Annotated in this window: 22 protein-coding genes; 11 read left to right on the top strand and 11 right to left on the bottom strand. The window is 62.8% G+C overall.

What is annotated here, in order from left to right; genetic code table 11:
• Positions 1-19: 19 nt before the first annotated feature.
• Positions 20-859, bottom strand: coding sequence for a CPBP family intramembrane glutamic endopeptidase (locus tag ACWF6P_RS13745; RefSeq protein WP_452621349.1), 840 nt, complete (start codon positions 857-859; stop codon positions 20-22).
• An 85-nt stretch (positions 860-944) separates the two neighbouring features.
• Between ACWF6P_RS13745 and ACWF6P_RS13740 the strand changes: the two genes are divergently transcribed.
• Positions 945-1,253: a rhodanese-like domain-containing protein gene (locus ACWF6P_RS13740; RefSeq protein ID WP_230813203.1), complete on the top strand. Its 309-nt coding sequence runs from the start codon at positions 945-947 to the stop codon at positions 1,251-1,253.
• A 48-nt stretch (positions 1,254-1,301) separates the two neighbouring features.
• On the opposite strand, the gene ACWF6P_RS13735 is transcribed toward ACWF6P_RS13740, so the two are convergent.
• Together ACWF6P_RS13735 and ACWF6P_RS13730 are read right to left on the bottom strand one after the other, a co-directional pair.
• Complete coding sequence (locus tag ACWF6P_RS13735; RefSeq protein ID WP_452621348.1) at positions 1,302-1,943, bottom strand: dihydrofolate reductase family protein; 642 nt, start codon at positions 1,941-1,943, stop codon at positions 1,302-1,304.
• 88 nt (positions 1,944-2,031) lie between these two features.
• The gene (locus ACWF6P_RS13730; protein ID WP_452621347.1) at positions 2,032-3,117 is read right to left on the bottom strand and encodes a TDT family transporter; all 1,086 of its coding nucleotides are present in this window, start codon (positions 3,115-3,117) and stop codon (positions 2,032-2,034) included.
• Positions 3,118-3,207: 90 nt separating this feature from the next.
• Here ACWF6P_RS13730 and ACWF6P_RS13725 point away from each other — a divergent pair, with 90 nt between their 5' ends.
• Positions 3,208-4,119 carry a LysR family transcriptional regulator gene (locus tag ACWF6P_RS13725; protein ID WP_452621346.1) on the top strand — a complete coding sequence of 304 codons (912 nt, stop codon included), beginning with the start codon at positions 3,208-3,210 and terminating at the stop codon, positions 4,117-4,119.
• 12 nt (positions 4,120-4,131) lie between these two features.
• On the opposite strand, the gene ACWF6P_RS13720 is transcribed toward ACWF6P_RS13725, so the two are convergent.
• Positions 4,132-4,812, bottom strand: coding sequence for a TetR/AcrR family transcriptional regulator (locus ACWF6P_RS13720; RefSeq protein ID WP_452621345.1), 681 nt, complete (start codon positions 4,810-4,812; stop codon positions 4,132-4,134).
• 71 nt (positions 4,813-4,883) lie between these two features.
• Between ACWF6P_RS13720 and ACWF6P_RS13715 the strand changes: the two genes are divergently transcribed.
• The 3 genes from ACWF6P_RS13715 (at position 4,884) to ACWF6P_RS13705 (ending at position 11,111) form a co-directional block, all read left to right on the top strand.
• Positions 4,884-6,035, top strand: coding sequence for an FAD-dependent oxidoreductase (locus ACWF6P_RS13715; RefSeq protein ID WP_452621344.1), 1,152 nt, complete (start codon positions 4,884-4,886; stop codon positions 6,033-6,035).
• A gap of 7 nt (positions 6,036-6,042) precedes the next feature.
• Complete coding sequence (locus ACWF6P_RS13710) at positions 6,043-6,747, top strand: DUF3626 domain-containing protein (RefSeq protein ID WP_452621343.1); 705 nt, start codon at positions 6,043-6,045, stop codon at positions 6,745-6,747.
• Positions 6,748-6,926: 179 nt separating this feature from the next.
• Entirely contained in the window at positions 6,927-11,111 is a 4,185-nt protein-coding gene (locus ACWF6P_RS13705; protein WP_452621342.1) for a molybdopterin-dependent oxidoreductase, read from the top strand.
• Positions 11,112-11,117: 6 nt separating this feature from the next.
• Here ACWF6P_RS13705 and ACWF6P_RS13700 read toward each other — a convergent pair whose 3' ends face one another.
• A complete protein-coding gene (locus ACWF6P_RS13700; RefSeq protein ID WP_452621341.1) occupies positions 11,118-11,582 on the bottom strand; it encodes a tRNA (cytidine(34)-2'-O)-methyltransferase in 465 nt (154 codons plus the stop codon).
• 135 nt (positions 11,583-11,717) lie between these two features.
• Here ACWF6P_RS13700 and ACWF6P_RS13695 point away from each other — a divergent pair, with 135 nt between their 5' ends.
• The 4 genes from ACWF6P_RS13695 to ACWF6P_RS13680 all read left to right on the top strand — a co-directional run bounded on the left by ACWF6P_RS13695 (position 11,718) and on the right by ACWF6P_RS13680 (position 14,771).
• Positions 11,718-12,401 (top strand): excalibur calcium-binding domain-containing protein, encoded by a 684-nt coding sequence (locus ACWF6P_RS13695; RefSeq protein ID WP_452621340.1) that lies wholly within the window; start codon positions 11,718-11,720, stop codon positions 12,399-12,401.
• A 33-nt stretch (positions 12,402-12,434) separates the two neighbouring features.
• Positions 12,435-13,055, top strand: a complete 621-nt coding sequence (locus ACWF6P_RS13690; protein ID WP_452621434.1) for a pentapeptide repeat-containing protein — start codon at positions 12,435-12,437, stop codon at positions 13,053-13,055.
• Positions 13,056-13,288: 233 nt separating this feature from the next.
• Complete coding sequence (locus ACWF6P_RS13685) at positions 13,289-13,759, top strand: helix-turn-helix domain-containing protein (RefSeq protein ID WP_452621339.1); 471 nt, start codon at positions 13,289-13,291, stop codon at positions 13,757-13,759.
• The gene (locus ACWF6P_RS13680; protein ID WP_452621338.1) at positions 13,716-14,771 is read left to right on the top strand and encodes a PIN domain-containing protein; all 1,056 of its coding nucleotides are present in this window, start codon (positions 13,716-13,718) and stop codon (positions 14,769-14,771) included. Before ACWF6P_RS13685 ends, ACWF6P_RS13680 begins: the two co-directional genes overlap by 44 nt.
• A gap of 170 nt (positions 14,772-14,941) precedes the next feature.
• Here the strand turns inward: ACWF6P_RS13680 and ACWF6P_RS13675 are convergent, their stop codons facing one another.
• Positions 14,942-15,217: a DUF1905 domain-containing protein gene (locus ACWF6P_RS13675; RefSeq protein WP_452621337.1), complete on the bottom strand. Its 276-nt coding sequence runs from the start codon at positions 15,215-15,217 to the stop codon at positions 14,942-14,944.
• A 32-nt stretch (positions 15,218-15,249) separates the two neighbouring features.
• Positions 15,250-15,762: a GNAT family N-acetyltransferase gene (locus ACWF6P_RS13670; RefSeq protein WP_452621336.1), complete on the bottom strand. Its 513-nt coding sequence runs from the start codon at positions 15,760-15,762 to the stop codon at positions 15,250-15,252.
• Positions 15,763-15,793: 31 nt separating this feature from the next.
• Here ACWF6P_RS13670 and ACWF6P_RS13665 point away from each other — a divergent pair, with 31 nt between their 5' ends.
• On the top strand, positions 15,794-16,651 hold the full coding sequence (locus ACWF6P_RS13665; RefSeq protein ID WP_174519480.1) for a bifunctional methylenetetrahydrofolate dehydrogenase/methenyltetrahydrofolate cyclohydrolase: 858 nt from the start codon (positions 15,794-15,796) through the stop codon (positions 16,649-16,651).
• A 5-nt stretch (positions 16,652-16,656) separates the two neighbouring features.
• Positions 16,657-16,941 carry a DUF3017 domain-containing protein gene (locus ACWF6P_RS13660; RefSeq protein ID WP_230812347.1) on the top strand — a complete coding sequence of 95 codons (285 nt, stop codon included), beginning with the start codon at positions 16,657-16,659 and terminating at the stop codon, positions 16,939-16,941.
• A gap of 5 nt (positions 16,942-16,946) precedes the next feature.
• Here the strand turns inward: ACWF6P_RS13660 and ACWF6P_RS13655 are convergent, their stop codons facing one another.
• The 4 genes from ACWF6P_RS13655 to ACWF6P_RS13640 all read right to left on the bottom strand — a co-directional run bounded on the left by ACWF6P_RS13655 (position 16,947) and on the right by ACWF6P_RS13640 (position 21,928).
• Complete coding sequence (locus tag ACWF6P_RS13655; protein ID WP_452621335.1) at positions 16,947-17,522, bottom strand: hypothetical protein; 576 nt, start codon at positions 17,520-17,522, stop codon at positions 16,947-16,949.
• Entirely contained in the window at positions 17,522-19,351 is a 1,830-nt protein-coding gene (locus ACWF6P_RS13650; protein ID WP_452621334.1) for a DEAD/DEAH box helicase, read from the bottom strand. Before ACWF6P_RS13650 ends, ACWF6P_RS13655 begins: the two co-directional genes overlap by 1 nt.
• Before the next feature lie 118 nt (positions 19,352-19,469).
• Positions 19,470-20,606, bottom strand: coding sequence for a homoserine O-acetyltransferase MetX (gene metX / locus ACWF6P_RS13645; protein ID WP_452621333.1), 1,137 nt, complete (start codon positions 20,604-20,606; stop codon positions 19,470-19,472).
• On the bottom strand, positions 20,603-21,928 hold the full coding sequence (locus ACWF6P_RS13640; RefSeq protein ID WP_452621332.1) for a bifunctional o-acetylhomoserine/o-acetylserine sulfhydrylase: 1,326 nt from the start codon (positions 21,926-21,928) through the stop codon (positions 20,603-20,605). Before ACWF6P_RS13640 ends, metX begins: the two co-directional genes overlap by 4 nt.
• Positions 21,929-22,071 lie beyond the last annotated feature (143 nt).

Raw genomic sequence — 22,071 nt, 5'->3', positions numbered from 1 at the left:
CTTGTACGGTCGTGGTCGGTCAGGCCGAGACGCGTGTGGGCCGTTCTTCGCCGATTCGATCCTTGATGAGGAAGATGGCGATTACCCCGAACACGACCAAGAACACCGTGAGTAGAGAGGTGACGGCGGCGGCGCCACTCACTTCCGTCGTCACCGAGGTATCCAGCCCGCCGGTCGAGAGAATGGTGGTGGGGTCGGTGAGGCCGTGTAACACCATTGCGGCCCAGATCGTGCCCGTCACACGCATGGTCAGGTACATGCACATGCCGAATCCGAACGTGTAGACAACGGTGACAAGGACGGTCGACGGCTTCATCCCGGCGATCAGGTTGACCGTGTGCATGAGTGCAAACACCAGTGAAGACACGACGGCGACGAAGCGTTCGCGGTGGCCGGCGTCGCGCAGCATCTTCACTGCCAGACCGCGTGTGGCCAGTTCCTCCGTCAGTCCGACACACGCACCGAGTACCAGCAGGGCGATTATCTCGCCGGTGGTCCACGCGCTCCAGTCAGTTCCCGCGAGATGCGCAACAATGGCGGCGACCACGATTATCGGACCGATCCACATCCAACCCCGCCCACGAATGGGCTGTGGGCCGAAGATATCGCGCAGCCAGCCGACCTTGGTCGCGAAAACCAGCAGGGCGATTCCGCCGATCGCGATGGGCAATGCGACGCCGAAGATGATGCTGGAGGCCCTCGCGACGACGTTGTCCGTGTCGATCTGGTCTGCAAAAACCCGAGAGGTAACCTGCCCGACAGCGAGATAGAAGGCCAGGTAGCCGACGATCAGCAGGAGTACTTTCCACACCGTGGGGCGACTCCAAAAACCGGACTTTTCGGGAACCGTATTGGTCATTGTCAGATCGTAAAGGGAGTCGCAGGAACGCGCGCGGGTACCGTCTATTCGGACAGCAGCAAACATGAAGGCGGGCGCAGAAATAATGTTGGAAGTCGATTTGAATGCACTGGACACGGCTTTGGCAGCGGGTGAGCCGTTGATCGACGTCCGTGAGGCCGACGAGTTCGCTCAGGTTCGAGTTCCGGGTGCGACGCTCATTCCCCTCAGCGAATTCGTCGCTCGTGTAGGCGAGATTCCGGACGCCGAAACTGTTTACGTCATCTGCGCTGTCGGTGGCCGTAGCTTGCAAGCGGCAGAGTATTTGCAGGCTCGCGGCATCAATGCGGTTTCGGTGGCCGGTGGAACGATGGCGTGGTACCAGTCGGGGCGCCAGGTCGAGACCGGAGCCTAAGGCGTAACCGTTGGGGCAGCTCCAGTTTTCCGGAGCTGCCCCACCAGGTCACTTCCGCCAGAACAAGTGGTGCGTCACGCCGCTCGGGCTCGGCACTATTTCGAGGTTGAAGCGGTCTCGTAGCTCGTCGGGTGACTCCCACAGCCGTAGACCGGATCCGAATTCGACCGGGCAGACGACCACGTGCATGGCGTCGACAAGGTCCGCGTCGAGGAACTCACGGATAGTGCTGACTCCACCGCCGAGCCGAACGTCCTTGCCCTCCGCCGCCTCACGCGCCTGTTCGAGGGCCGTCGCGGGGTCGGCGTCGACGAAGTGGAATGTCGTGTCCGAGAGTGTGAACGAGGGCCGCACGTGGTGGGTCAAGACAAATACCGGGGTGTGGAACGGTGGCTCGTCGCCCCACCAGCCCTGCCACTCGAGATTCTCCCAAGGACCACGTTGAGGGCCGAACTTGTTGCGGCCCATGATTTCGGCACCGATGTTGTTGGAGAAGTCCCGGGTGAAATAGTCGTCTAGGCCTCGGCTGCCGCCGGGATCGGTGCGATTGGGCCAGCTGGCCGTAGCTCCCGCCCACGCAAACATTTCACCGTGGTCGAGGCCGAACGGGCTCTCGAAGCTTTGGTCCGGACCGCATGCTATTCCGTCTCTGGAAACGCCGAAATTCTGCACTCGCAATAACTGACTCACCGTGTACTCCCGCTCTCGACAATGGTCTACGTGAGTACAGACCGTACGGCGACCTGAAACTCATCGCTGCAAACTCGTCGATACAAATTCATGCTGCTGCGGGGAGAGCGCCACTGCGGATCGAGCGGACGGTCCGTACCGCGACGGTTGCCCAGATCGGGATGAGCACAGTCAACAGTGCAAGCGCGATACCCAGGATTGCTGTGGAACCAGTGGCGACTCCGAAGGCGTTCGCGCCGACAGCACAGGCTCCGATGGGGAATGTGAAGCTCCACCACCCGAGTGAGAAGTCCAAGCCGCGGCGCAGTGCGTGGACGGTGACGGTGGTGACTGTGGCAAAGGCGATCACGCCGATGATTCCGACGACGGTTCCGTACGCGATTCCGAATTCGTGCAGGGCGTCGGCATGCTCGGTACTGAGTGCATGCCGGGAGGCGGCGGCCAACAGGTTCGATGCAGCGATCGACTGCCCGATCACGCCCAACGGAATCCACAGTGAGGGAATGGCATTGAACGGGATCACATCAACGCCTGCCGAGCGGTTGCGTGCGAACTGCCTGGCGACGGCCACCAGAATGCCGATGGCGGCGGTCAGTGCCAGAGCGAACAGGATGTAACAGAAGACCAGTACCGCGATGCGCAGTGCGCCTTCAGGCATGTGGGTGCTGACCGCTGCGCCGGTGGTGGCCGAGACCATCGGAGGTACGACAGGCATGAGCCAGAACGGCATAGCCGTTGCCATTCCCGCATCTCGAACCAGACGAATCATCATCACGACGTAGGTGATCAGACCGAGTGCCGTGCCGAGTGTCCACAGTGTCAGCGACACGGTGATCGCTACGTCGTGGCCGAGGAAGTCCGGGCCCGTGATGCCGGTTGCGGATCCCACGGTCAGAAGTGCCATTGCGACGGCGCCGTAGAAGGGGAACATCGCGGGGCTGTGCAGGTAGGCGAGGGCCTGACATCGATGTTGTGACCAATGGGTGGCGAATGCTCCGATCAGGGCGCACAGTACCAGAACCGCCAGCACCCAGAAGATCTCCGAGACCAGTTTCAGGCCCTCGATCTCCGGTTCCAGCGAAGCCGCGGCCACCGACACGATTCCCGTTCCCATCGCTGCCGCGAACCAGTTCGGGGTGATGTGGGCGAAGGTGGGACTCGTGGTGGTGGTCATGTATTTCACTGTCGTCTCATCCGGTTCGTACCGGTAGACCGGTTGTCCTTGAATGCCCACAAACTCGCCTTGTGGGTCTAATCTTGGGTTATGTCGTTGTCTCCTCGGGTGCCGGAACTCAGTGCCCTCGACGTCCTGCTTTCCGTGGGGCGTCTGGGCAGCATGGGTGCTGCCGGCCGGGAGCACGGGCTCAGTCAGCAGGCAGTCAGCGCCCGGGTGCGTTCGGTCGAGCGTCAGCTCGGAATCAAGGTCTTCGATCGCGCAGCGACGGGTGTACGGCCCACTGCCGAGGGCGGACTGATTCTCGAATGGGCCAGCCATATTTTGGTCAGTGCCGAGGAAATGGCGTCGGGAGTTGCCGCTCTTCGCGGTGAACGCGACGCGGCCGTCACGGTCGCGGCCAGCATGACCATTGCCGAGTATCTGGTCCCCGGGTGGACGGTTGCGATGCGCCACAAGTTCCCCAACGTCGTGGCGTCGGTGAGTCTGCACAATTCCTCGGACGTCTCCGCTCAAGTCCAGGCAGGTAAGGCTGATATCGGATTTGTCGAAGGGCCGGATGTGCCGTCGGCGCTCGCGTCGTGCGAGGTGGCGCGTGATCACCTCGTGGTGGTGGTTCCACCGGGGCATGACTGGGCGAATGGTGCGCCTGTTCCGGTCGCGGAACTCGCACGCACACCGCTCATTCAGCGCGAGTCAGGGTCCGGCACGCGTCTGACACTCGAGAATGCTGTTCCCGATTGTGTGCCGCCGTTGCTCGAGCTCACCTCGTGCACCGCGGTCAAGGCTGCGGTGGTGGCAGGCAACGCCCCGGCCGTTCTGTCGTCGCTGGCTGTTGCCGCCGACCTGACGGACGGCCGACTGGTCGCGGTCAACGTCGACGGCTTGCGGATGCCGCGGCGACTGCAGGCCGTCTGGGATCCCGATCGCGGATTACGCGGTGCAGCAAGAGATTTCCTCGACATCGCGCTCGGTTCCAACACCGCTGTTCATTCGCGCTGACGGGTCCGGCGGTTAAGTGACGGTGTCGATCCCCGCGAGGATGAGGTTGATGCCTGCCAGAAACTGCTCGCGGTCGTCGTGGTCTCGCAGTTGTGCCGTCACCTGATTGAGGAACGGGTACTTCGCGGAGTCGAGTGCTTCCCACCGCGTGGCGACGGTCGCGAGGAATGCGGACCGATCTGTCTCACGGGGGAGCAGACGGGCGCCCGCGGCGTACTGTCCGGCGAGACCGAGCACGTAGTTCAGGAGCGCGGACGCGCAGTCGAACTGTGCCGATTCGGGAACGCCGAGCGCCTGAAGTTGCTCGCCGAGACTTTCGAAGATCTGCATCACCGCTGATTGCCACGGCTCACGTGAGAGTTGGGTGCCGACCCAGGGGTGGGCGTCGATCGCGTCGAACACGCCGAGGGTGATGATCCGGATCGCCTCACGCGGTGTTGCGCTCTCCGTTCCTTCGGTTGTCACGCGGGCGATGACGTCGTCGGTCGCCGCCGCGAGCAGGTCGCTCTTGTTGGCAACGTGCCAGTAGATCGCCCCACTGCCTGTTGTCAGGCGTGCGGAGAGAGCACGGAATGTCAGCGCGCCTTCACCCTCGGAATCGAGGATCTCGATCGCGGCCTCGACTATCCGCTCCTTCGAGAGCGCATCCGTGCGTCGTTCGGCCCGCTGATTTCTGGTCGCCATACGCACCATCTTGACATATCTGGAACGGCGTTCCAAGATTGTTGTTGGAACGTCGTTCCAATTCATTGGAAGGAATCAACATGAACACGTCAATCTCGATCATCGGGGCAGGCCTAGGCGGCCTGACCCTCGCGCGCGTACTCCACGTCCACGGAATTCCCGCGAAAATTTACGAGGCGGAACCGTCGGCAGAGGCCCGTACGCAGGGCGGACAACTCGACATCCACGAACACAACGGCCAGGCAGCGCTCGAGGCTGCCGGCCTCACCGACGAATTTCGCGCGATCATCCACGAGGGCGGCGCCGCGTCGCGCGTACTCGATCAACACGCCGCCGTGCTCCTCGACGAACCCGACGACGGCACGGGAACACGTCCCGAAGTGCTCCGCGGAGACCTCCGTCGAATCCTGCTCGATTCCCTTCCCGACGGGACGATCGAATGGGGACGCAAGGTCGAAAGTGTGCGCTCGCTCGGCTCACCCGACACAGCCGACGGCCGCCACGAGTTGACCTTCGCCGACGGTTCGACAGTGACCACCGACCTTCTCGTCGGTGCAGACGGTGCCTGGTCGAAAATCCGGCCGCTGCTCTCCGATGCAATGCCCGACTACGTCGGAACCACGTTCGTCGAGACCTACCTCTACGACGTCGACGAGAAGCACTCGGCGGCAGCCGCAGCGGTCGGTGACGGGGCGATGTACGCGCCCGCGCCCGGACAAGCGATCGCGGCGCATCGAGAGGCGGGGGACATCCTGCACACCTACGTTCAGTTGAACCGTTCGGCGGAATGGTTTGCCGGTATCGATTTCAACGACGCTCCCGCTGCGACAGCGCGGATCGCGGCCGAGTTCGACGGTTGGGCAACGGAACTCACGGCGCTGATCACAGACGGTGAAACCGCTCCGATTCCGCGGGCGATCTACGCCCTTCCCGACGCGCACCGGTGGGATCGCGTGCCTGGGGTGACGCTCCTCGGTGATGCGGCTCACCTGATGGCCCCGTCCGGTGAGGGCGCGAACTTGGCCATGTTCGACGGAGCCGAACTGGGAAAGGCGATCGCCGCGCAATCCGACGACATCGAAGCGGCACTCGCCGAGTACGAAGAAGCGATGTTCGTGCGCAGCGCATCCGAGGCCGCGGACTCGCACGTGATCCTTGATCTCTGCCTCGGTGACCATGCACCGTACTCACTGGTCGACTTCTTCACCGGTGCTGCTTCCGTATCCGGATAATGGGCGAATGCCTGTCGATTCCTCTCCCGCGTCTGCCGCGATTGCACACGTGCACGACCTCTCGAAGGGCGGCCCGCTGGACCGAAATCACCGGGTGACGTTGCACTTTCATCCAGACCTCCCGTTTGAAAGTGGCCTGACACTGGCCTCGATCGCACGTCAGGGCACCTACGTGACCCAGTTCGAGACTCGTACGAGCAACGGGGGACTGACGGCACACCACGGCGGCGACCGTTGGCGCTGGGAGAGTCGGACGCTCGACCGCACCACTTTCTGCTTCCCGGACAGCGTCTTCGAGCCCAGCCTCTTCGGAACGGCGGAAGCGATGAGCTTGGTCGACGCCGCAGGAGCCACCGAGTTCGCGGATCCGCTCGACCACTACATCGAGGCGCACGTTCACGGCGTCGTCGACATCGGAACGGACGTCGAGGCACTCGTTCTGGATCCGAGTTACCGGGGCACACAGGTCGAAGAGATCGCCCACTCGCTCACGTGCCCGGTGTTGTGGCACTACGGTTACGCGGTCGACGCCGACGAGGTCGCCGAACATCCCGACTATCGGGGAGCAACCATCGTCGACCTTGCCAGAGAGGTTGCGCTCGACGGTCGACTGACGCCTGCCATCCTGGGTCTCGCCCGGCGCGGCTCCTACGATCCGCAGGACGTCAAAAAGGTCTGGCACTACATCGCTCGATTCGGCGGCAGGGCGTAGAACTGGGCATTCGCGTATCCCGCCCGTCAACGACTGCTGGTTCCGGGACCGCACATCAGTCCGAAGGCGGCGGTGAGGAAAGAGTGATTGATACGCAACATCGGGCATGAACTCCCGAAACAACTGCATCCGAAGATGGAAGTCGACCTTGATCCTCGGTCGAAGGGATGCATGAATCGATGGGCGCTCAACTCACTACCACCAGTGTCGACACCCTCTGCGCGTACTGCGGCGTGGGCTGTGGACTTGTCCTCGACATCATCACCGATCCCGAGACCGGGCGTCGGAAGGCGGCGAAGTCGTTCGGTTCGAAGACACATCCCACCAATTTCGGACGTTTGTGCACCAAGGGCACCACGACGGCGGACATGCTCGCCGGCCCGGGGCGCATGGAATCTGCGTATCGGCGTCCGCACCGAGGTGAGGCGATCGAAGCTGCGGACATGAGCGCAGTCATCACCGAAACCGCCCACCGCCTGCGGGCAATCATCGACGAGCACGGCCCCGACGCATTTGCGTTGTACGTGTCCGGGCAGATGTCTCTCGAGGCCCAGTACCTGTCGAACAAACTGGCCAAGGGCTTCATCGGCACCAATCAGATCGAATCGAATTCCCGACTGTGCATGGCCAGTGCCGGCACCGGATACAAGCAATCGCTCGGGGCCGACGGACCGCCCGGTTCCTATCAGGACTTCGAACATGCCGACGTGTTCTTCGTGACCGGCGCGAACATGGCGGACTGCCATCCGATCCTCTTCCTTCGAATGCAGGAGCGGGTCAAGGCGGGCGCGAAGTTGATCGTCGTGGATCCTCGACGCAGCGCCACCGCAGACAAGGCGAACTTGTTCCTGCAGATCGCCCCCGGCACCGATCTCGCACTACTCAATGGACTTCTCCACCTACTCGTCGTGAACGGGCACACCGATCCGGACTTCATCGCCGAATTCACCGAAGGCTGGGAGGTGATGCCCAGCTTCCTCGCGGAGTACACACCGGAGAAGGTCAGCGAGATCACCGGCATCCCCGAAGTCGACATTCGCACCGCAGCGCAATGGATCGGTGAGGCCGACAACTGGATGAGCTGTTGGACAATGGGTCTGAACCAAAGCACCCACGGCACGTGGAACACCAACGCCATCTGCAACCTTCATCTGGCGACCGGTGCGATCTGCACGCCTGGCAGCGGCCCGTTCTCGTTGACCGGTCAGCCGAACGCCATGGGTGGGCGTGAAATGGGCTACATGGGGCCAGGTTTGCCAGGTCAGCGCGCCGTGATGGTCGACGCCGATCGCGACTTCGTCGAGGAGCGATGGGGGATCCCGCAGGGTTCGCTGCGCACCGAAACCGGCGGTGGGACCATCGACCTGTTCTCCCGAATGGCGGCGGGTGAAATCAAGGCGTGCTGGATCATCTGCACCAATCCTGTTGCGACGGTGGCCAACCGCAAGACCGTCATCGACGGATTGGAGAAGGCTGACCTCGTCATCACCCAGGATGTGTTCTTGGGCACCGAGACCAACGAATACGCCGACGTCCTGCTGCCGGCGTCATTGTGGACAGAGTCCGACGGAGTGATGATCAACTCCGAACGCAACCTGACGCTCTTCCAACAGGCACTGGATCCGGTCGGGCAGGCGCTGCCTGATTGGCAGATCATCGCCCGAATCGCTTGCGAGATGGGCTATGCGGAGGCATTCACCTACACCAGCGCCGAAGAGGTGTTCGAGGAGATCAAGCAGTTCTGGAATCCGAAGACCGGCTACGACTTACGCGGCGTCACCTACGAGCGCCTCCGCAGATCGCCGATCCAGTGGCCATGCCCGCCCGAGAGTAATCAAGACCGTCATCCCATCCGATACCTCAATGACGGTGTCAGTCAGAGGCTTCTGGTCCGAGAGGACGGCAGCACTCCGCGTCTCGCGTTCCCCACCGCCACGGGCCGTGCGATGTTCTTCGCCCGGCCACACATGCTTCCCGCCGAAATGCCCGACGACGACTACCCGTTCCTGCTCAACACCGGTCGTCTTGCGCACCAATGGCACACCATGACCAAGACCGGCAAGGTGGCCAAGCTGAACAAACTCAACCCCGGGCCATTTGTCGAGATCCATCCCGACGACGCCACACGCCTCGGCGTCGTCGACAAGGACGCGATCGAGGTCGCCTCACGCCGTGGCCGCGCAGTGCTCCCGGCCGTGGTCACCGACCGAGTGCGTCCGGGAAACTGCTTCGCACCGTTTCACTGGAACGACGCCTTCGGCGAGTACCTCTCGATCAACGCCGTCACCAACGACGCCATTGACCCTGCCTCCCAGCAACCGGAGTTCAAAGCCTGTGCCGTCACTATGACGAAGGTCGCCGTGAACACACCCGAAACGGAGCTCGCCGAATCGCCGTGGGTGGCTCCCGTGGCGGATGATCGGGCTTTGTCACGAACCGATGTCCTCGCTGATGTCATCGGCCAAACAGGAACACCCGCAGTGGTATTCGATCCGCTCCAGCAGAGCTATCTGGCAGGTCTTCTCGCGGCGTTGCGTGCGGATGCCGATCGCACTCCCGGGGTGCCGACCTTGCCTCCGGCTGCACCCTTCGATGCCGAAAAGAGGATGTGGGTAGACGGTGTCTTGGCCGGCCTGTACTCACGGGCCTCGCTCCCTGACACTGACGGGCCCGCGTTGTCATCAGGTACGGACACTGCCTCCGAGCGGGCGCCGATCGTCGTGCTGTGGGCATCGCAGACCGGCAACGCGGAGGAGTTTGCCGCCGCCTGCGCTGCTCGACTCAGCGAAGTCGGCTTACCCGTGGTGATGCACGCAATGGACGAGTTCCCGGCTGCCGACCTGGCGGCCACCCGAGAGGTCCTGCTGATCACCAGTACTTCCGGTGACGGCGAATCCCCCGACAACGGCAGCGGTTTCTGGGATGCCCTGGCTGCTGACACAGCGCCTCGGATGGGCGAAACACGTTATGCAGTCATCGCTTTCGGTGACTCGAACTACGACGACTTCTGTGGACACGGCCGAAAACTCGACGCTCGCCTTGCTGAACTGGGAGCCAGTCGTATCGTCGATCGCGCCGACTGCGAGCCCGATTTCGAAGACACTGCTGCTGGATGGCTCGATGCGGTCACGGCCGAACTTCAGAGCACGGAGGCTGGCAAGTCCACCGACGTCGTCGTTGCAATGAAGAACTCCGGCACAACTGCTGTGGCCGCGCCGATTTCACCGGCGATGTCGGCGCCGCTGCAGTACAACAAGAAGGTGCCACTGACTACCGCTTTGACGCGCAATGTCGTGCTCAACCGGCCAGGCTCTTCCAAAGACGTGCGGCAGTTGGGTTTTCACCTTCCGGACGACACGGTCAGTTACGAAGCCGGCGACGCTCTCGGAGTCTGGCCGCGAAACAGCTCCCCGTTTGTCGACGAGTGGCTCACCCTTACCGGCCTCGACGGTGAGGAGGCCGTCGATCTGGGGCAGTACGGCGCGATGACCTTGCGTACCGCGTTGACGGAACGCCTGGAGATCACGCGAATCTCGAGCGACATGATTCGGTTCGTGCATCAACGAACGCGCGATGCGGACCTGGCCGAGTTGATGAAGCCGGAGAACATCTCCACGCTCAAAGACTGGTCGTGGGGACGACAGTCCGTCGACGTCCTTGCGCAGTCGCCGGTTCGTGCTTCGACCGACGAATGGCTCTCGTTACTCAAACCGCTTCAGCCGCGGTTGTATTCGATTTCTTCCAGTCCGAAAGAGAACCCACGCGAAGTGCAGTTGACGGTGTCCGCCGTCCGATACAACGTCGCGGGCGTCCCACGCCGTGGAGTGTGCTCGACGTATCTCGCAGATCACGCTGACGGTGATGACATCGGAATTTACGTGCAGAAGTCGACTCACTTCCGGCCTCCGTCCGATCCCGAGACCCCGATGATCATGGTCGGTCCGGGGACCGGCATCGCGCCGTTCCGCGCTTTCCTGCACGAGAGGAGGGCGTTGGGGCACACGGGTCCTAACTGGCTGTTCTTCGGGGAACAGCATGCGGCGACCGACTTCTACTACCGCGAAGAAATCGAAGAATTGCGGAAGGACGGTTTCCTGACCGAACTCGACCTCGCATTTTCCCGGGATCAAGCCGACAAGGTCTACGTGCAGGACCGGATGCGTGAGCGGGGCGCGCTGCTGTGGGAGTGGCTGCAGAAGGGCGCACATTTCTACGTCTGCGGCGATGCCAACCGGATGGCCAAGGACGTCGACAACGCCCTCAACGGTGTAGTTGCTCAACACGGAAAACTGGCCCCTCGTAGTGCCGAGGCGTATGTGAAGGCTCTTTCGGCGGAGAAGCGCTACGTCCGAGACGTCTACTGACGCCGATCAGACGGCGCCCTTGAACCCATGCTGGCGCCAGGCCTCGTACGTCACCAGGGCGGCAGCGTTGGACAGGTTGAGGGACCGGCGTCCGGGAAGCATCGGGATACGCAGACGCTCGGTGATGTGTTCGTCCGTCAGCACTTCCTCGGACAATCCGGTGGGTTCGGGCCCGAACAGCAGGACATCCCCTGGTTGGTAGGCGATATCGGCATATGACGTGGTCGCGTGCGCGGTGAAGGCGAATACGCGAGCGGGGGTGACGGCTTCCCAGGCAGCGGCCAGGTTTTCGTGGACCGTGACAGTCGCCAGATCGTGGTAGTCCAAGCCTGCGCGCTTGAGCTTCGGCTCCGACAAGTCGAACCCGAGAGGGCCGACCAGGTGGAGTTCGCAACCGGTGCCTGCGACCATGCGGATCGCGTTTCCGGTGTTGGGTGGGATGCGGGGCTCGTGGAACATCACTCGGAACACTCGAGGAACTGTACCGGGCGGCATATCGGCACCCGCGTCTGCGAGAAGAGCGGTTGAGAAGTGTGGGCGAATTGGTAACAAACCGGCCAGTCCGTGCGAACCTATTTCCGGCACTCTTCTCAGAACGGACTTTTCATGAACCCTCCCGCCGGTTGGAACCCCGACCCCTTCGACCCCACGATCGACCGTTACTGGGACGGTCAGCAGTGGACCGCACAGACACGGCCCAAGGGCGTCGACGCACCTACTCAAGCATTCGGTACTCCGACGCAGGTCTTCGGTGCACCGGGATCGGCGGCGCCGGACGCAAACGCCGAAGAAGGAAGCAAGCGGCGGAAGTGGCCGTGGATCGCCGGCGCAGCAGTCGTGGGACTGGTGGCCATCGCTGCGGCGACGGGAGCAGGCAAGTCGGAAGAAGCGACGACGCCTGCTGCGACCTCTTCGACGACAGCTGCAGCGACGACAACCAAGAGCACTGCCCCGTCGACGACAAAGACCACAACGTCGTCCGCCCCGCCGACCACGACTACAGCGACGACGCTGCCGACCACGACCACCACCGTGGCAATCGTGCCGCTGGTGCCTCAGGTTCCGGAGACCACGACAACGCCGTACGTTCCGCCCGCTCCGGCCTACACGCCCCCGAAGACAACAGAACCGGCGTACGTTCCGCCGCCGGCCAAGGTGCCTGACGCGGGGGTGTCTTACGCCAACTGTGCAGCCGTGCGAGCGGCCGGTGCTGCCCCGATCTACCGCGGCGATCCCGGCTATTCGTCCAAGCTCGATGGCGACGGTGACGGCGTGGCCTGCGAGCGCTAGGCGGTCGAACCTGTGTCGGTGCGGCGGGGCAGTATGGACGGCATGCTCCCCGAAGAATCCGACGATGTCGTCGGCGAAGACTATTCAGACGCGCGGCTGTCCGGGCAGAAGTGGCGTCAGCGCACTTTCACCAATTGCAATTTCCGAGACGCCGATCTCACCGGACTCACGACGGAGTCGGTGGTGTTCACGGATTGTGATTTCACCGGCACCGATCTGGGGGAGTCCGTGCACACGGGAACAGCGTTCCGATCCTGCAATTTTGCGCGGACCAGTCTGTGGCACAGCACGTTCCGGAACTGCAGTCTGCTCGGGTCGACGTTCGACGGTTGCCGCATCCGGCCGTTGACGCTCGACGAAGTCGACTTCTCGTTGACCTCACTCGGCGGGGCGGACCTGAGGAAGATCGACTTCACCTCATGCCGCTTCCGTGAAGCAAACCTGGTTCGGGCCGACATGAGGGGCGCGGTGCTGGCGTCCGCGGATCTGTCCGGTGCTCGCACGGGTGGACTCAAACTCGAAGGTGCAGACCTGCGCGGTGCGCGGATCGATCCGAGCCTGTGGACGTCCGCATCCGTCGGAAACGCGCAGATCGAGTTGATGCAGGCGGTGGCGTACGCGTCGGCGCACGGTCTTGTCGTCGACATGAAGTAGGCGCGACGCCTACCCGCAAACGGGCTGCATCACCCCGGCCGAGTATCGAGTACGCCCTACCGGCCGACCACACTCCCACAGCGCGCCAGCCAGCAACTTGTCGAAAAGCGACAAATTGTCGAAGACTGCACTGGTTGGAGCCTCGATTGCGCGTGAATGCGCATGTGGTTGGTCGTAGTGCGGTCGTGCGGATAGACTGTGGCGCTTTCGTTTCTTTCGTTTTACACTTGGCTATGAGCATTACTACTGCACGGACTGTGTTGCCCCCGACAGATCCGACCGGTGAGACGGAAGTCCGCGCGCTGTTCGGGGCGTTCGAGTCCGCGATCGATTCCTCGGTCACGCTTACTGTCGGCAATAAGAGTTTCGTTCTGTCGGATGAAGTGGTGGCGCTCATGCGTGAGGCACTCTCGGCGATGGCGGACCATCAGGCGATCACGATCTCGAAGAGCAACACCGTGCTCTCGACTCAAGAGGCTGCGGAGTTGCTGGGAGTTTCACGTCCGACGTTAGTGCGGTTGCTCGAAGAGGGCGAGATTCCGTTTGAGAAGCCCAGTCGGCATCGACGGGTCTATCTTGCGGACCTCCTCGCTTACAAGGATCGGATCTCCGGGCAGCGTCGCACTGTACTCGCCGAAATGACTGCTGACGCTGCGGAAGATGATGGCTTCCACACCGTCAACGGTTTCATCGAGACTCGTTGAGCAGGCCTATCGAATGACCTTCCCTGTCGTGGTGGACGCGTGCGCTCTGATCCCGTACCACCTTTCGGATTTGCTGCTCCGACTATCCGATGCCGGCTTGTTCGAAATTCAGTGGTCGAAGGACATCCTCGACGAGGTTGAACGAAACCTCCCGAAATTGGGTGTGACCCCGGAAAAGGCTGCGCGTCGTGTTGCACAGATGCAACGAGCATTCCCGCTCGCCCTGATCGAGGGATATGAGGGCCTGATTCCGGCGATGACGAACGACAAGAAGGACAGGCACGTCCTCGCCGCAGCCGTGCGTAGCGGTACAACGGTGATCGTGACAGCCAATCTGACGGACTTCCCGGCTGCATCCTTGGCACCTTACGGAATCGAGGCAGTTAATCCTGATGAGTTTCTTCTCAGTCAGCTTGATCTGGACGAAGAAACCGTCCTCGACTGCCTCGAGGAGCAGCGCGAGGACTACAAGAGACCGGCGTTGTCGTTCAACGAGTTCTACCGATCCTTGAACAAAGTAGCCCCGAAATTCGCTGACGACGCCTCGGCGCTGGAAGCGGCCCGATACCCGGACGAGGTGCCATTGCCGCTCGAGATTGTCGACGGGGAAGACGCAATGTACGCCTTTTTCCCGGACGGGGAGCCGACTCCGTACGAGCCACTCGGATCGGCGTTCATATGGTGGACGGCGTCCATGAACAGAGCCGAATTCCTCAACGCGCTAAGGAATTTAAGCGTGAATCCGGCTGTTTGGGGCGACTACAAAGCAGCTACCGAAATGCTCCAAGGCTGGTCGATGATGCAGTTCGTCGAGTACAACAAGGATGCGCCCGACCGCGTCGCGTACGTAAAGTTTATGCAGGACACCGGGCACACAATGCGTGCGTTCGGGCCAGCGCCGTTGAAGACGGCGATGATTCTTACTTTGCGGCGTTGTGCCGACGGGATCTGGCGCGTGTGGTCGCTGGGAGAGCGGGTATTTCCTTCTGCCGACGAAGTTCTTGCAGACTGACTATGCGCCGGTGCAGTGATTGGAGCGCTCATCGCTACCGCCGGTGCACAATCGCAGTTGCCTTCTGACTGGTTCACGATGACCACTGCATCTACCGCGTCGATTCTGGACAATCCGAGACTGATCGCCACGACGCCCGATGGATCAGCGACTTTCGCCTGTTGCCGTGTTCAGCGCTTTAAGCGCTCCTCGAGGCGCACGGTCACCCGCTCGCCCGTGTCCTTGCCGATGGCTTTGCGCAGATCGGCTTTGACCGGCAGCTTGTGGTTGCCGTCGCCCAACGCCATGAACGAACTCTGGAACGGATGTCCGTCGATCGTCCCGCGCACCTTGACCAGGCCGCGGGTGCCGAAGAACTCGGCGGACTCCGGCCAGATCACATAAGTCCACCCGCCCTTGGCGTCACTCTTCTGCAGGGTGGCCGTGAATTCCTTGTCCAGCAACATGATGTCGGTCCTTTCGAACTCGTCCCAGTCGATCAGCGGATGAATTCCCGAGCAAGGAGATCCATCAACAGTCCGTCCTTCCACACACCGTGGCGATCTCGCGAGTACTCGCGCATCACCCCGACGTCCTTGAATCCCACAGATCGGTAGCAGGCGATGGCGACGGAGTTGTCGACCTCGGGGTCGATGACAAGACGGTGGAATGCGAGGTCGTCGATCAGATGGGCACACAGCACCCGTATCGATTCGCGACCGAACCCTTGGCCGTGGAAGTCGGGATCGAGAAACAAGTCGAGCCCGGCGTGGCGGAAGTCGGGGTTGTCCTCAGCTTCGTACCACTGGATGAAGCCGATCAGTTGGTCGCCGTAGAAAATGCTGTAGCGCGTGGTGCCGGCCTCCGGTGCCGCAGGCCAGTCGTCGTCGGGATTTTGCCACCACTGCACGACGTCCGGGTGCAGGTGAATTGCCCGCAGACGGGCGTGATGATCGGGCACGAGCGGGGAGAGGACCACTCTCGGGCCGCGTAGTTCCGGAGCCGTTGTCACTCATCGACCCTAACCTGGAACAATGGTCGCCGTGACTGCAACGATCCTCGACGGCAAAGCTACCCGCGACGAAATCTTCGAAGACCTGAAGGTGCGGGTGAGCGCTCTGAAGGCAGAGGGCATCACGCCCGGCTTGGGCACCATCCTGGTAGGCGACGACCCCGGATCCGCTGCTTACGTGCGCGGCAAGCACAACGACTGCGCCAAGGTCGGTATCAATTCTTTGCGACGCGACCTGCCTGCCGACATCACGCAGGAGCAGCTCAACGCGACGATCGACGAGCTCAATGCCAATCCCGAGTGCACCGGCTACATCGTGCAGTTGCCCCTTCCTAAGCACCTCGACGAGAACGCGGCCCTCGAGCGCATCGACCCTGACAAGGATGCCGACGGCTTGCATCCGGTCAACCTCGGTCGACTGGTGTTGGGCAAGGAAGCGCCCCTTCCGTGCACCCCGCGTGGAATCCTGCATCTCCTGCGCCGTTACGAGGTGCCGATTGCCGGCGCACACGTGGTGGTCGTCGGACGCGGTGTCACGGTCGGTCGCCCGATCGGACTGTTGCTGACGCGTCGTAGCGAGAACGCCACGGTCACGCTCTGCCACACCGGCACCCGCGATCTCGCGGCCGAGGTTCGCCGCGCCGACATCATCGTCGCAGCCGCCGGCGTTCCCGGCCTCATCACCGCCGACATGGTCAAGCCCGGGGCAGCGGTCCTCGACGTCGGCGTCAGTCGCACCGACGACGGCCTGCGCGGCGACGTCGCAGCCGACGTCAGCGAGGTCGCCGGCTTCGTCTCACCCAACCCCGGTGGTGTCGGACCGCTGACCCGCGCGTTCCTGATCACCAACGTGGTCGAGCGCGCCGAGCGGGTTCTGGCCGGAGTCTGAGTCCGATGTCCTCACTGGTCGGCCTCGCGAAGAAGAATCTGCCCATGCTCGCGGTCCTTGCCGTGATCGCGGCAGCTGTTGTTCTCGTGTTGGCCGACCGGTGGCGCCGCGGCGCTCTCGTCTTCGGAGTTGCCGTCATCATCGGTGCTGCCGCGCGGTGGTTCGTTCCCGAGAATCGTGTGGGGTTGCTTGCCGTGCGCGGAAGGGTTTTCGACACCGCGGCGATGGGCGTCATGGGAGCGTTGATCGCGACGCTTGCCCTGACCATCGATCCGCTCGGTACCGACTGAGAAGGTCAGTCCCCGTAGAACGAGCGGATGTCGATGTCGCTCAAGGGGATCCACTCCGGTGACTGAATGGATGCCGACTTCTTTCCGGCCTTGTCCGGTACGCTTCGCAGCGTCACTGCGAGGACCGGTTCCTCGTCGATTCGCCCGGCCAGGGCATAGATTGCGGCGAGATGGTGAACGCACGGCGAGCGTCGACCTGAGCAGTTGCAACTGGCAGTGCACTCCGAAAGATCAACGGCTACTGCGATATTTCGAGACAGTAGTTCGGTGACGACGCTGTCCGGTAGTTCGCCGGTGGAGACGGATCTGTTGGCCTTTCCCGCCGAGCGGAGAAGGCTCTTCACTGCAGCGATTTCGGATTTGGTCCACAGTGGGACACCAATCGTCACCGACGAGGTTTTTGCTTTGGTGCTCACCTCGGCGACGACGGTCCCCGATGAGACCGCGGTGAATTCCACCGACCCGTTGCGTGCGAGGGTGCGAGCTGTCGGCAGGGATGGGTTCGGACCGGATGCCGCTGTCCGTTCCACCGTGCGCAGCCACGCCCGACCCCAAGCGGTGACGCCGAATTCGTTGGCCATCAGATGATCACCGCGCCGTCGAGTTCGAGAAGTTCACGCAATTCGGTGTCGGGAAGATCTGCCAGGGCGGCCTCCACGTTGCCGGAAACGGCATCGGCTACGGCTCGTTTGGACTCGTGCATCGCTGCGATGTGATCCTCCACGGTTCCGCCCGTCACCAAGGTGTGGACGTTGACGGTGCGCTTCTGGCCGATGCGGTGTGCCCGGTCGGTTGCCTGATCTTCGACGGCTGGGTTCCACCACCGGTCGTAGTGCACGACGTGACTTGCGCGGGTGAGGTTGAGTCCGAAGCCGGCGGCGCGCAGGCTCAGGATCAGAACCGGCGGAGAATCCGCGTCGTTCTGGAACGCGTCGACCATCCCGTCGCGCTTGTCGGTGCTCAGGCCGCCGTGGAGGAAAGGCACGGCGCCGATTCCCAATTCGGATCCCAGGTGCCGCGAAAGCATCTCGCCCATCGTCCGGTACTGCGTGAATATCAGCGCGCGATCGCCGTCGTCGACGATCTCGGCGATCATTTCCGTTGCGCGGTCGAGCTTTCCGGATCTTCCGTAAAGGTCGTCCGTATCGCCGGTCACCTGCGCGGGGTGATTGCATACCTGTTTGAGGGTGGTCAGCAGCGCAAGGATGTTGCCGCGTCGGGCAATTCCCGTGCCCAATCCGGTGTCGAAAGCATCGGCGACTGCCGACCGATAGATCCGCGCCTGTTCCGATGTCAGAGTGCACGAGATGGTGGAGAACTGCTTGGGTGGAAGATCCTTGGCCACTGCGTCTTTGGTTCTGCGCAGAATGAAAGGATCGATGACCGCGGCAAGCCTGGTTGCCGCGGTGGCGGATCGACCGGATTCGATCGGGACGGCGAAGCGTTGACGAAAACGTGCGCGAGTTCCGAGGACTTCGGGATTGGCAACGCGAAAGAGTGACCACAACTCCTCGAGGCGGTTCTCCACCGGCGTGCCGGTCATCGCCACCTTGACGTCGGCCGACAACTGCATTGCCGCTTTCGCAGCGAGGGAAGCGGGGTTCTTGATCTGCTGCGCCTCGTCGAAGATCACCGAACTCCAGTGGATCGGGCTCAATTGGGCTGCGTCGGAACGCAAGACGCTGTAGCTGGTCAGAACGGTGGTGCCGGCGGGGATACGAGTGGGAAGCGCGCGAGCAGTCCCGTGATGAACATGCAGTGGCAGATGCGGAGCGAATCGCTCGATCTCGCGGCGCCAGTTTCCGATCACCGAGGTGGGACACACAACCAGATGCGGACCGTCGTCGGCGCGGATCGCGATCATCGAAATCGCTTGCAGTGTCTTACCCAAACCCATCTCGTCGGCCAAGATCCCACCGCCCGAACCCGACAGCGCCGTCAGCCAGGTAACTCCCTGCATTTGATACGGGCGCAGAGTCGCCTGAATCTTTGCTCGGCGAAGGCTGTCCAGGGCTGTACGCGCATCCGTGAACAACTGCACCGTGGACCGGGCGCTTCGGATCTTCGTGTCGTCGCGGTCGATCGCCGCATGCGCCGCGGTTGGAATGTCATGCGCGCCGGTCTCGATGACGCGCTTCCACGCAAGCAGCGACGGTCCGAGGTCGCCGCGACCTGCATCGAGGTTGTTGAAGGCGTCGATCGCGGTGGTTAGGTCGAGCAGTTGCGCTTCGACGTCCGTTGCTGTGATCGACTCGTCGACCGGGATCGCAAGCCTGCATACGCCCGGCGACCCGCTCGGCATCCCCAGTGTCGACAGTCGCGCTGCCGGGTCTGCGTCACCCCAGAACGCGAAGGACATGTGCTCGGGAATGTACGTAGCCTGCAGGCGCGTCGAGCATGGCTGATTCACGTTCGCCGATGTTAGCCGCGCCGGCTCACGTTCGCCAATGAAAATGTCGGGAAAACCCGCAGATCAGCTGTGGTTTTCCCGACATTGACGAATCCTGAAAATGTGGCTCTGTCCCGGATCAGCGAGCCGTGCGTGCGAACTCCATCGTTCGGCGAAGGAGTCCGGCGACGGCGTCCGCCTCCGTCAGGAAGCCGTCGTGGCCGTCCTTGGACTTGAGAATCTCGAGGCCGCTGCAGGTGGAAATTCCGTCGGCGATCTCCTCCTGCAAACGGAGGGGATACAGCCGATCCGAATCCACGCCGCCCACGACGACCGGTGCCGTGATCGATGCCAACGCCGCGGCAACGCCGCCGCGTCCACGGCCGATGTCGTGCCGGTTCATGGCCTCGGTCAGGAGGACGTACGTGCTCGGGTCGAAGCGGTCGACCAGCTTGTCCGCCTGATGTTCCAGGTAACTCTGCACAGCGTATCGTCCACCGTTCCACGGGTTTTCGTCGTTCTGGGCGGAGTTCTCGAAGCGTGCGTCCAGTTCGGACTCGGTGCGGTACGTCAGGTGCGCGATGCGACGAGCGATGCCGAGCCCGGCGCGAGGTGCCCGCCCCGTTCCGTGGTAGTCACCGCCCTGCCAATCCGGATCGGAGACGATGGCAGCGATCTGCGTCGTCTGGGTGCCGATCTGATCTGCGGTGGCCCGTGAACCGGTTGCGAGAACCAACGCGGAGCGAATGCTGTCCGGGTAGGTAACTGCCCATTCGAGGGTGCGCATGCCGCCCATGGATCCACCGACCACCGAGGCCAACTGGTCGATCCCGAGGAGATCGACGAGCTTCTTCTCCGCCGCGATCTGATCCCGGATGGAAATTTCCGGGAAGCGACTGCCCCACGGCTTGCCGTCGTCGGCCAGTGAACTGGGACCGGTCGTGCCGCGACAACCACCGAGGACATTGGTTGCGACGACGCACCATTCCCCGGTGTCGATCGGTTCGCCGGGGCCGACCATTCCGTTCCACCAGCCGGGGGAGGGCTGATTCGCGGAGATCGGACCGGTGACGTGCGAGTCTCCGGTCAGTGCGTGCTCGACGAGTACGACGTTGTCGCGGTTCGGGGACAGCTCACCCCAGCGCTGAACGGCGAGCGAAACGGATGGGAGTACCGCGCCGCTTTCGAGTTCCAGGGCGCCGATGTCGACGAACCCCACCTGACCGTCGGCTGGGGGCAGGAGGTCGATCCTGGGCTCCAATTCGTTCACGGTCACGAGTTTGCCACCGCAGCCAGGCCGACGGTGAGATCGGCGAGGATGTCGTCGATTCCCTCGATGCCGACCGCGAGGCGGACCAGTCCGGGCGTGACACCCGAAGCGAGCTGCTCTTCGGGGGTGAGCTGCGAGTGCGTCGTCGACGCGGGGTGGATGACGAGTGAGCGAACGTCACCGATGTTGGCGACGTGGCTGTGCAGCGTCAGGGCGTTGACGAATTTCTTGCCCGCATCGATCCCGCCGGGCAGCTCGAAGGTTACGATGGCGCCGGTTCCCTTGGGCGTCAGCTGCTTTCCACGTTCGAACCAGGGTGAGGAGGGGAGTCCCGCGTAGGAGACGGAGGCCACCTCGCCGTGGCCGTCGAGGAATTCGGCGACCTTCTGTGCATTGGATACGTGGCGCTCGATGCGCAGGCTCAAGGTCTCGATGCCCTGCGCGATGAGGAACGCGTTGAACGGCGCCACGGCGGAGCCGAGATCGCGCAGCAGTTGGACGCGCGCCTTCAGTGCAAACGCCGGTGCACCCAGGTCCGCGAAGGTGACGCCGTGATAGCTGGGATCAGGCGTCGTGAAGTTCGTGTGGCGACCCTGCGTCCAGTCGAAGGTGCCACCGTCGACGATGACGCCGGCGATCGCGGTGCCGTGTCCGCCAAGGTATTTCGTGGCGGAGTGAACGACGATGTCGGCGCCGTGTTCGAGTGGGCGTAGCAGGTACGGCGTCGCCACGGTGTTGTCCACGATCAACGGAAGACCGTTCTCGTGGGCCAGCGACGAGATGCCGGGTAGATCGAGGATGTGGTTCTTGGGATTGGCGATCGTTTCGCCGTAGAACGCCTTCGTGTTCGGGCGAATGGCTTCGCGCCACTGGTCGATATCGTCGGGATCTTCGACGAACGTGACTTCGATGCCCAGCTTACGAAGTGTGTAATGCAGCAGGTTGTACGTGCCGCCGTACAGGTACGGGCTCGAGACGATGTGATCGCCGGCCTCGGCGATGTTGAGGATCGCGATGGTCTCGGCAGCCTGACCCGAGGACAGGAGGAGTGCGGCGACTCCGCCTTCCAGGGCGGCGATCCGCTGCTCGACGGCGTCCTGCGTCGGATTCATGATTCGCGTGTAGATGTTGCCCGGCTCGGCCAGGCCGAACAGTGCGGCAGCGTGATCGGTGCTGTCGAAGACGTAGCTGGTGGTCTGGTAGATCGGCAGAGCGCGCGCATGGGTGGCGGTGTCCGCTGTTTGCCCGGCGTGCACCTGCTTGGTCTCGAACGACCAGTTCGCGGTCGGATCCGAAGCTGCTGCGGCGTCGGCTGTGTTGTCGGTCATGATTTGTTCACTCCAGTGGTCTGACGGATAGATGTCGGACGGGGGCGAATGATCGCCGCCCCGTGCTGGGGTCTATCTACAAGTGCGACACATACTGAAATACCTCCGTGGGGCTCGGCCCGGTCTGGGGTCCGTCCCTGTCG

The sequence above is a fragment of the Rhodococcus sp. NPDC055024 genome (genome assembly GCF_053608585.1).
Note: the sequence above shows the minus strand (reverse complement) of the source record. Positions and strands in the feature narration are given on the sequence as shown.

Bases quoted from the DNA above. Each gene is read 5' to 3' on its own strand.
- ACWF6P_RS13745 (WP_452621349.1), bottom strand. From the start codon at position 859: ATGACCAATACGGTTCCCGAAAAGTCCGGTTTTTGGAGTCGCCCCACG.
- ACWF6P_RS13740 (WP_230813203.1), top strand. From the start codon at position 945: ATGTTGGAAGTCGATTTGAATGCACTGGACACGGCTTTGGCAGCGGGT.
- ACWF6P_RS13730 (WP_452621347.1), bottom strand. From the start codon at position 3,117: ATGACCACCACCACGAGTCCCACCTTCGCCCACATCACCCCGAACTGG.
- ACWF6P_RS13725 (WP_452621346.1), top strand. From the start codon at position 3,208: ATGTCGTTGTCTCCTCGGGTGCCGGAACTCAGTGCCCTCGACGTCCTG.
- ACWF6P_RS13720 (WP_452621345.1), bottom strand. From the start codon at position 4,812: ATGGTGCGTATGGCGACCAGAAATCAGCGGGCCGAACGACGCACGGAT.
- ACWF6P_RS13715 (WP_452621344.1), top strand. From the start codon at position 4,884: ATGAACACGTCAATCTCGATCATCGGGGCAGGCCTAGGCGGCCTGACC.
- ACWF6P_RS13710 (WP_452621343.1), top strand. From the start codon at position 6,043: ATGCCTGTCGATTCCTCTCCCGCGTCTGCCGCGATTGCACACGTGCAC.
- ACWF6P_RS13705 (WP_452621342.1), top strand. From the start codon at position 6,927: ATGGGCGCTCAACTCACTACCACCAGTGTCGACACCCTCTGCGCGTAC.
- ACWF6P_RS13695 (WP_452621340.1), top strand. From the start codon at position 11,718: ATGAACCCTCCCGCCGGTTGGAACCCCGACCCCTTCGACCCCACGATC.
- ACWF6P_RS13690 (WP_452621434.1), top strand. From the start codon at position 12,435: ATGGACGGCATGCTCCCCGAAGAATCCGACGATGTCGTCGGCGAAGAC.
- ACWF6P_RS13685 (WP_452621339.1), top strand. From the start codon at position 13,289: ATGAGCATTACTACTGCACGGACTGTGTTGCCCCCGACAGATCCGACC.
- ACWF6P_RS13680 (WP_452621338.1), top strand. From the start codon at position 13,716: ATGATGGCTTCCACACCGTCAACGGTTTCATCGAGACTCGTTGAGCAG.
- ACWF6P_RS13675 (WP_452621337.1), bottom strand. From the start codon at position 15,217: ATGTTGCTGGACAAGGAATTCACGGCCACCCTGCAGAAGAGTGACGCC.
- ACWF6P_RS13660 (WP_230812347.1), top strand. From the start codon at position 16,657: ATGTCCTCACTGGTCGGCCTCGCGAAGAAGAATCTGCCCATGCTCGCG.
- ACWF6P_RS13655 (WP_452621335.1), bottom strand. From the start codon at position 17,522: ATGGCCAACGAATTCGGCGTCACCGCTTGGGGTCGGGCGTGGCTGCGC.
- ACWF6P_RS13640 (WP_452621332.1), bottom strand. From the start codon at position 21,928: ATGACCGACAACACAGCCGACGCCGCAGCAGCTTCGGATCCGACCGCG.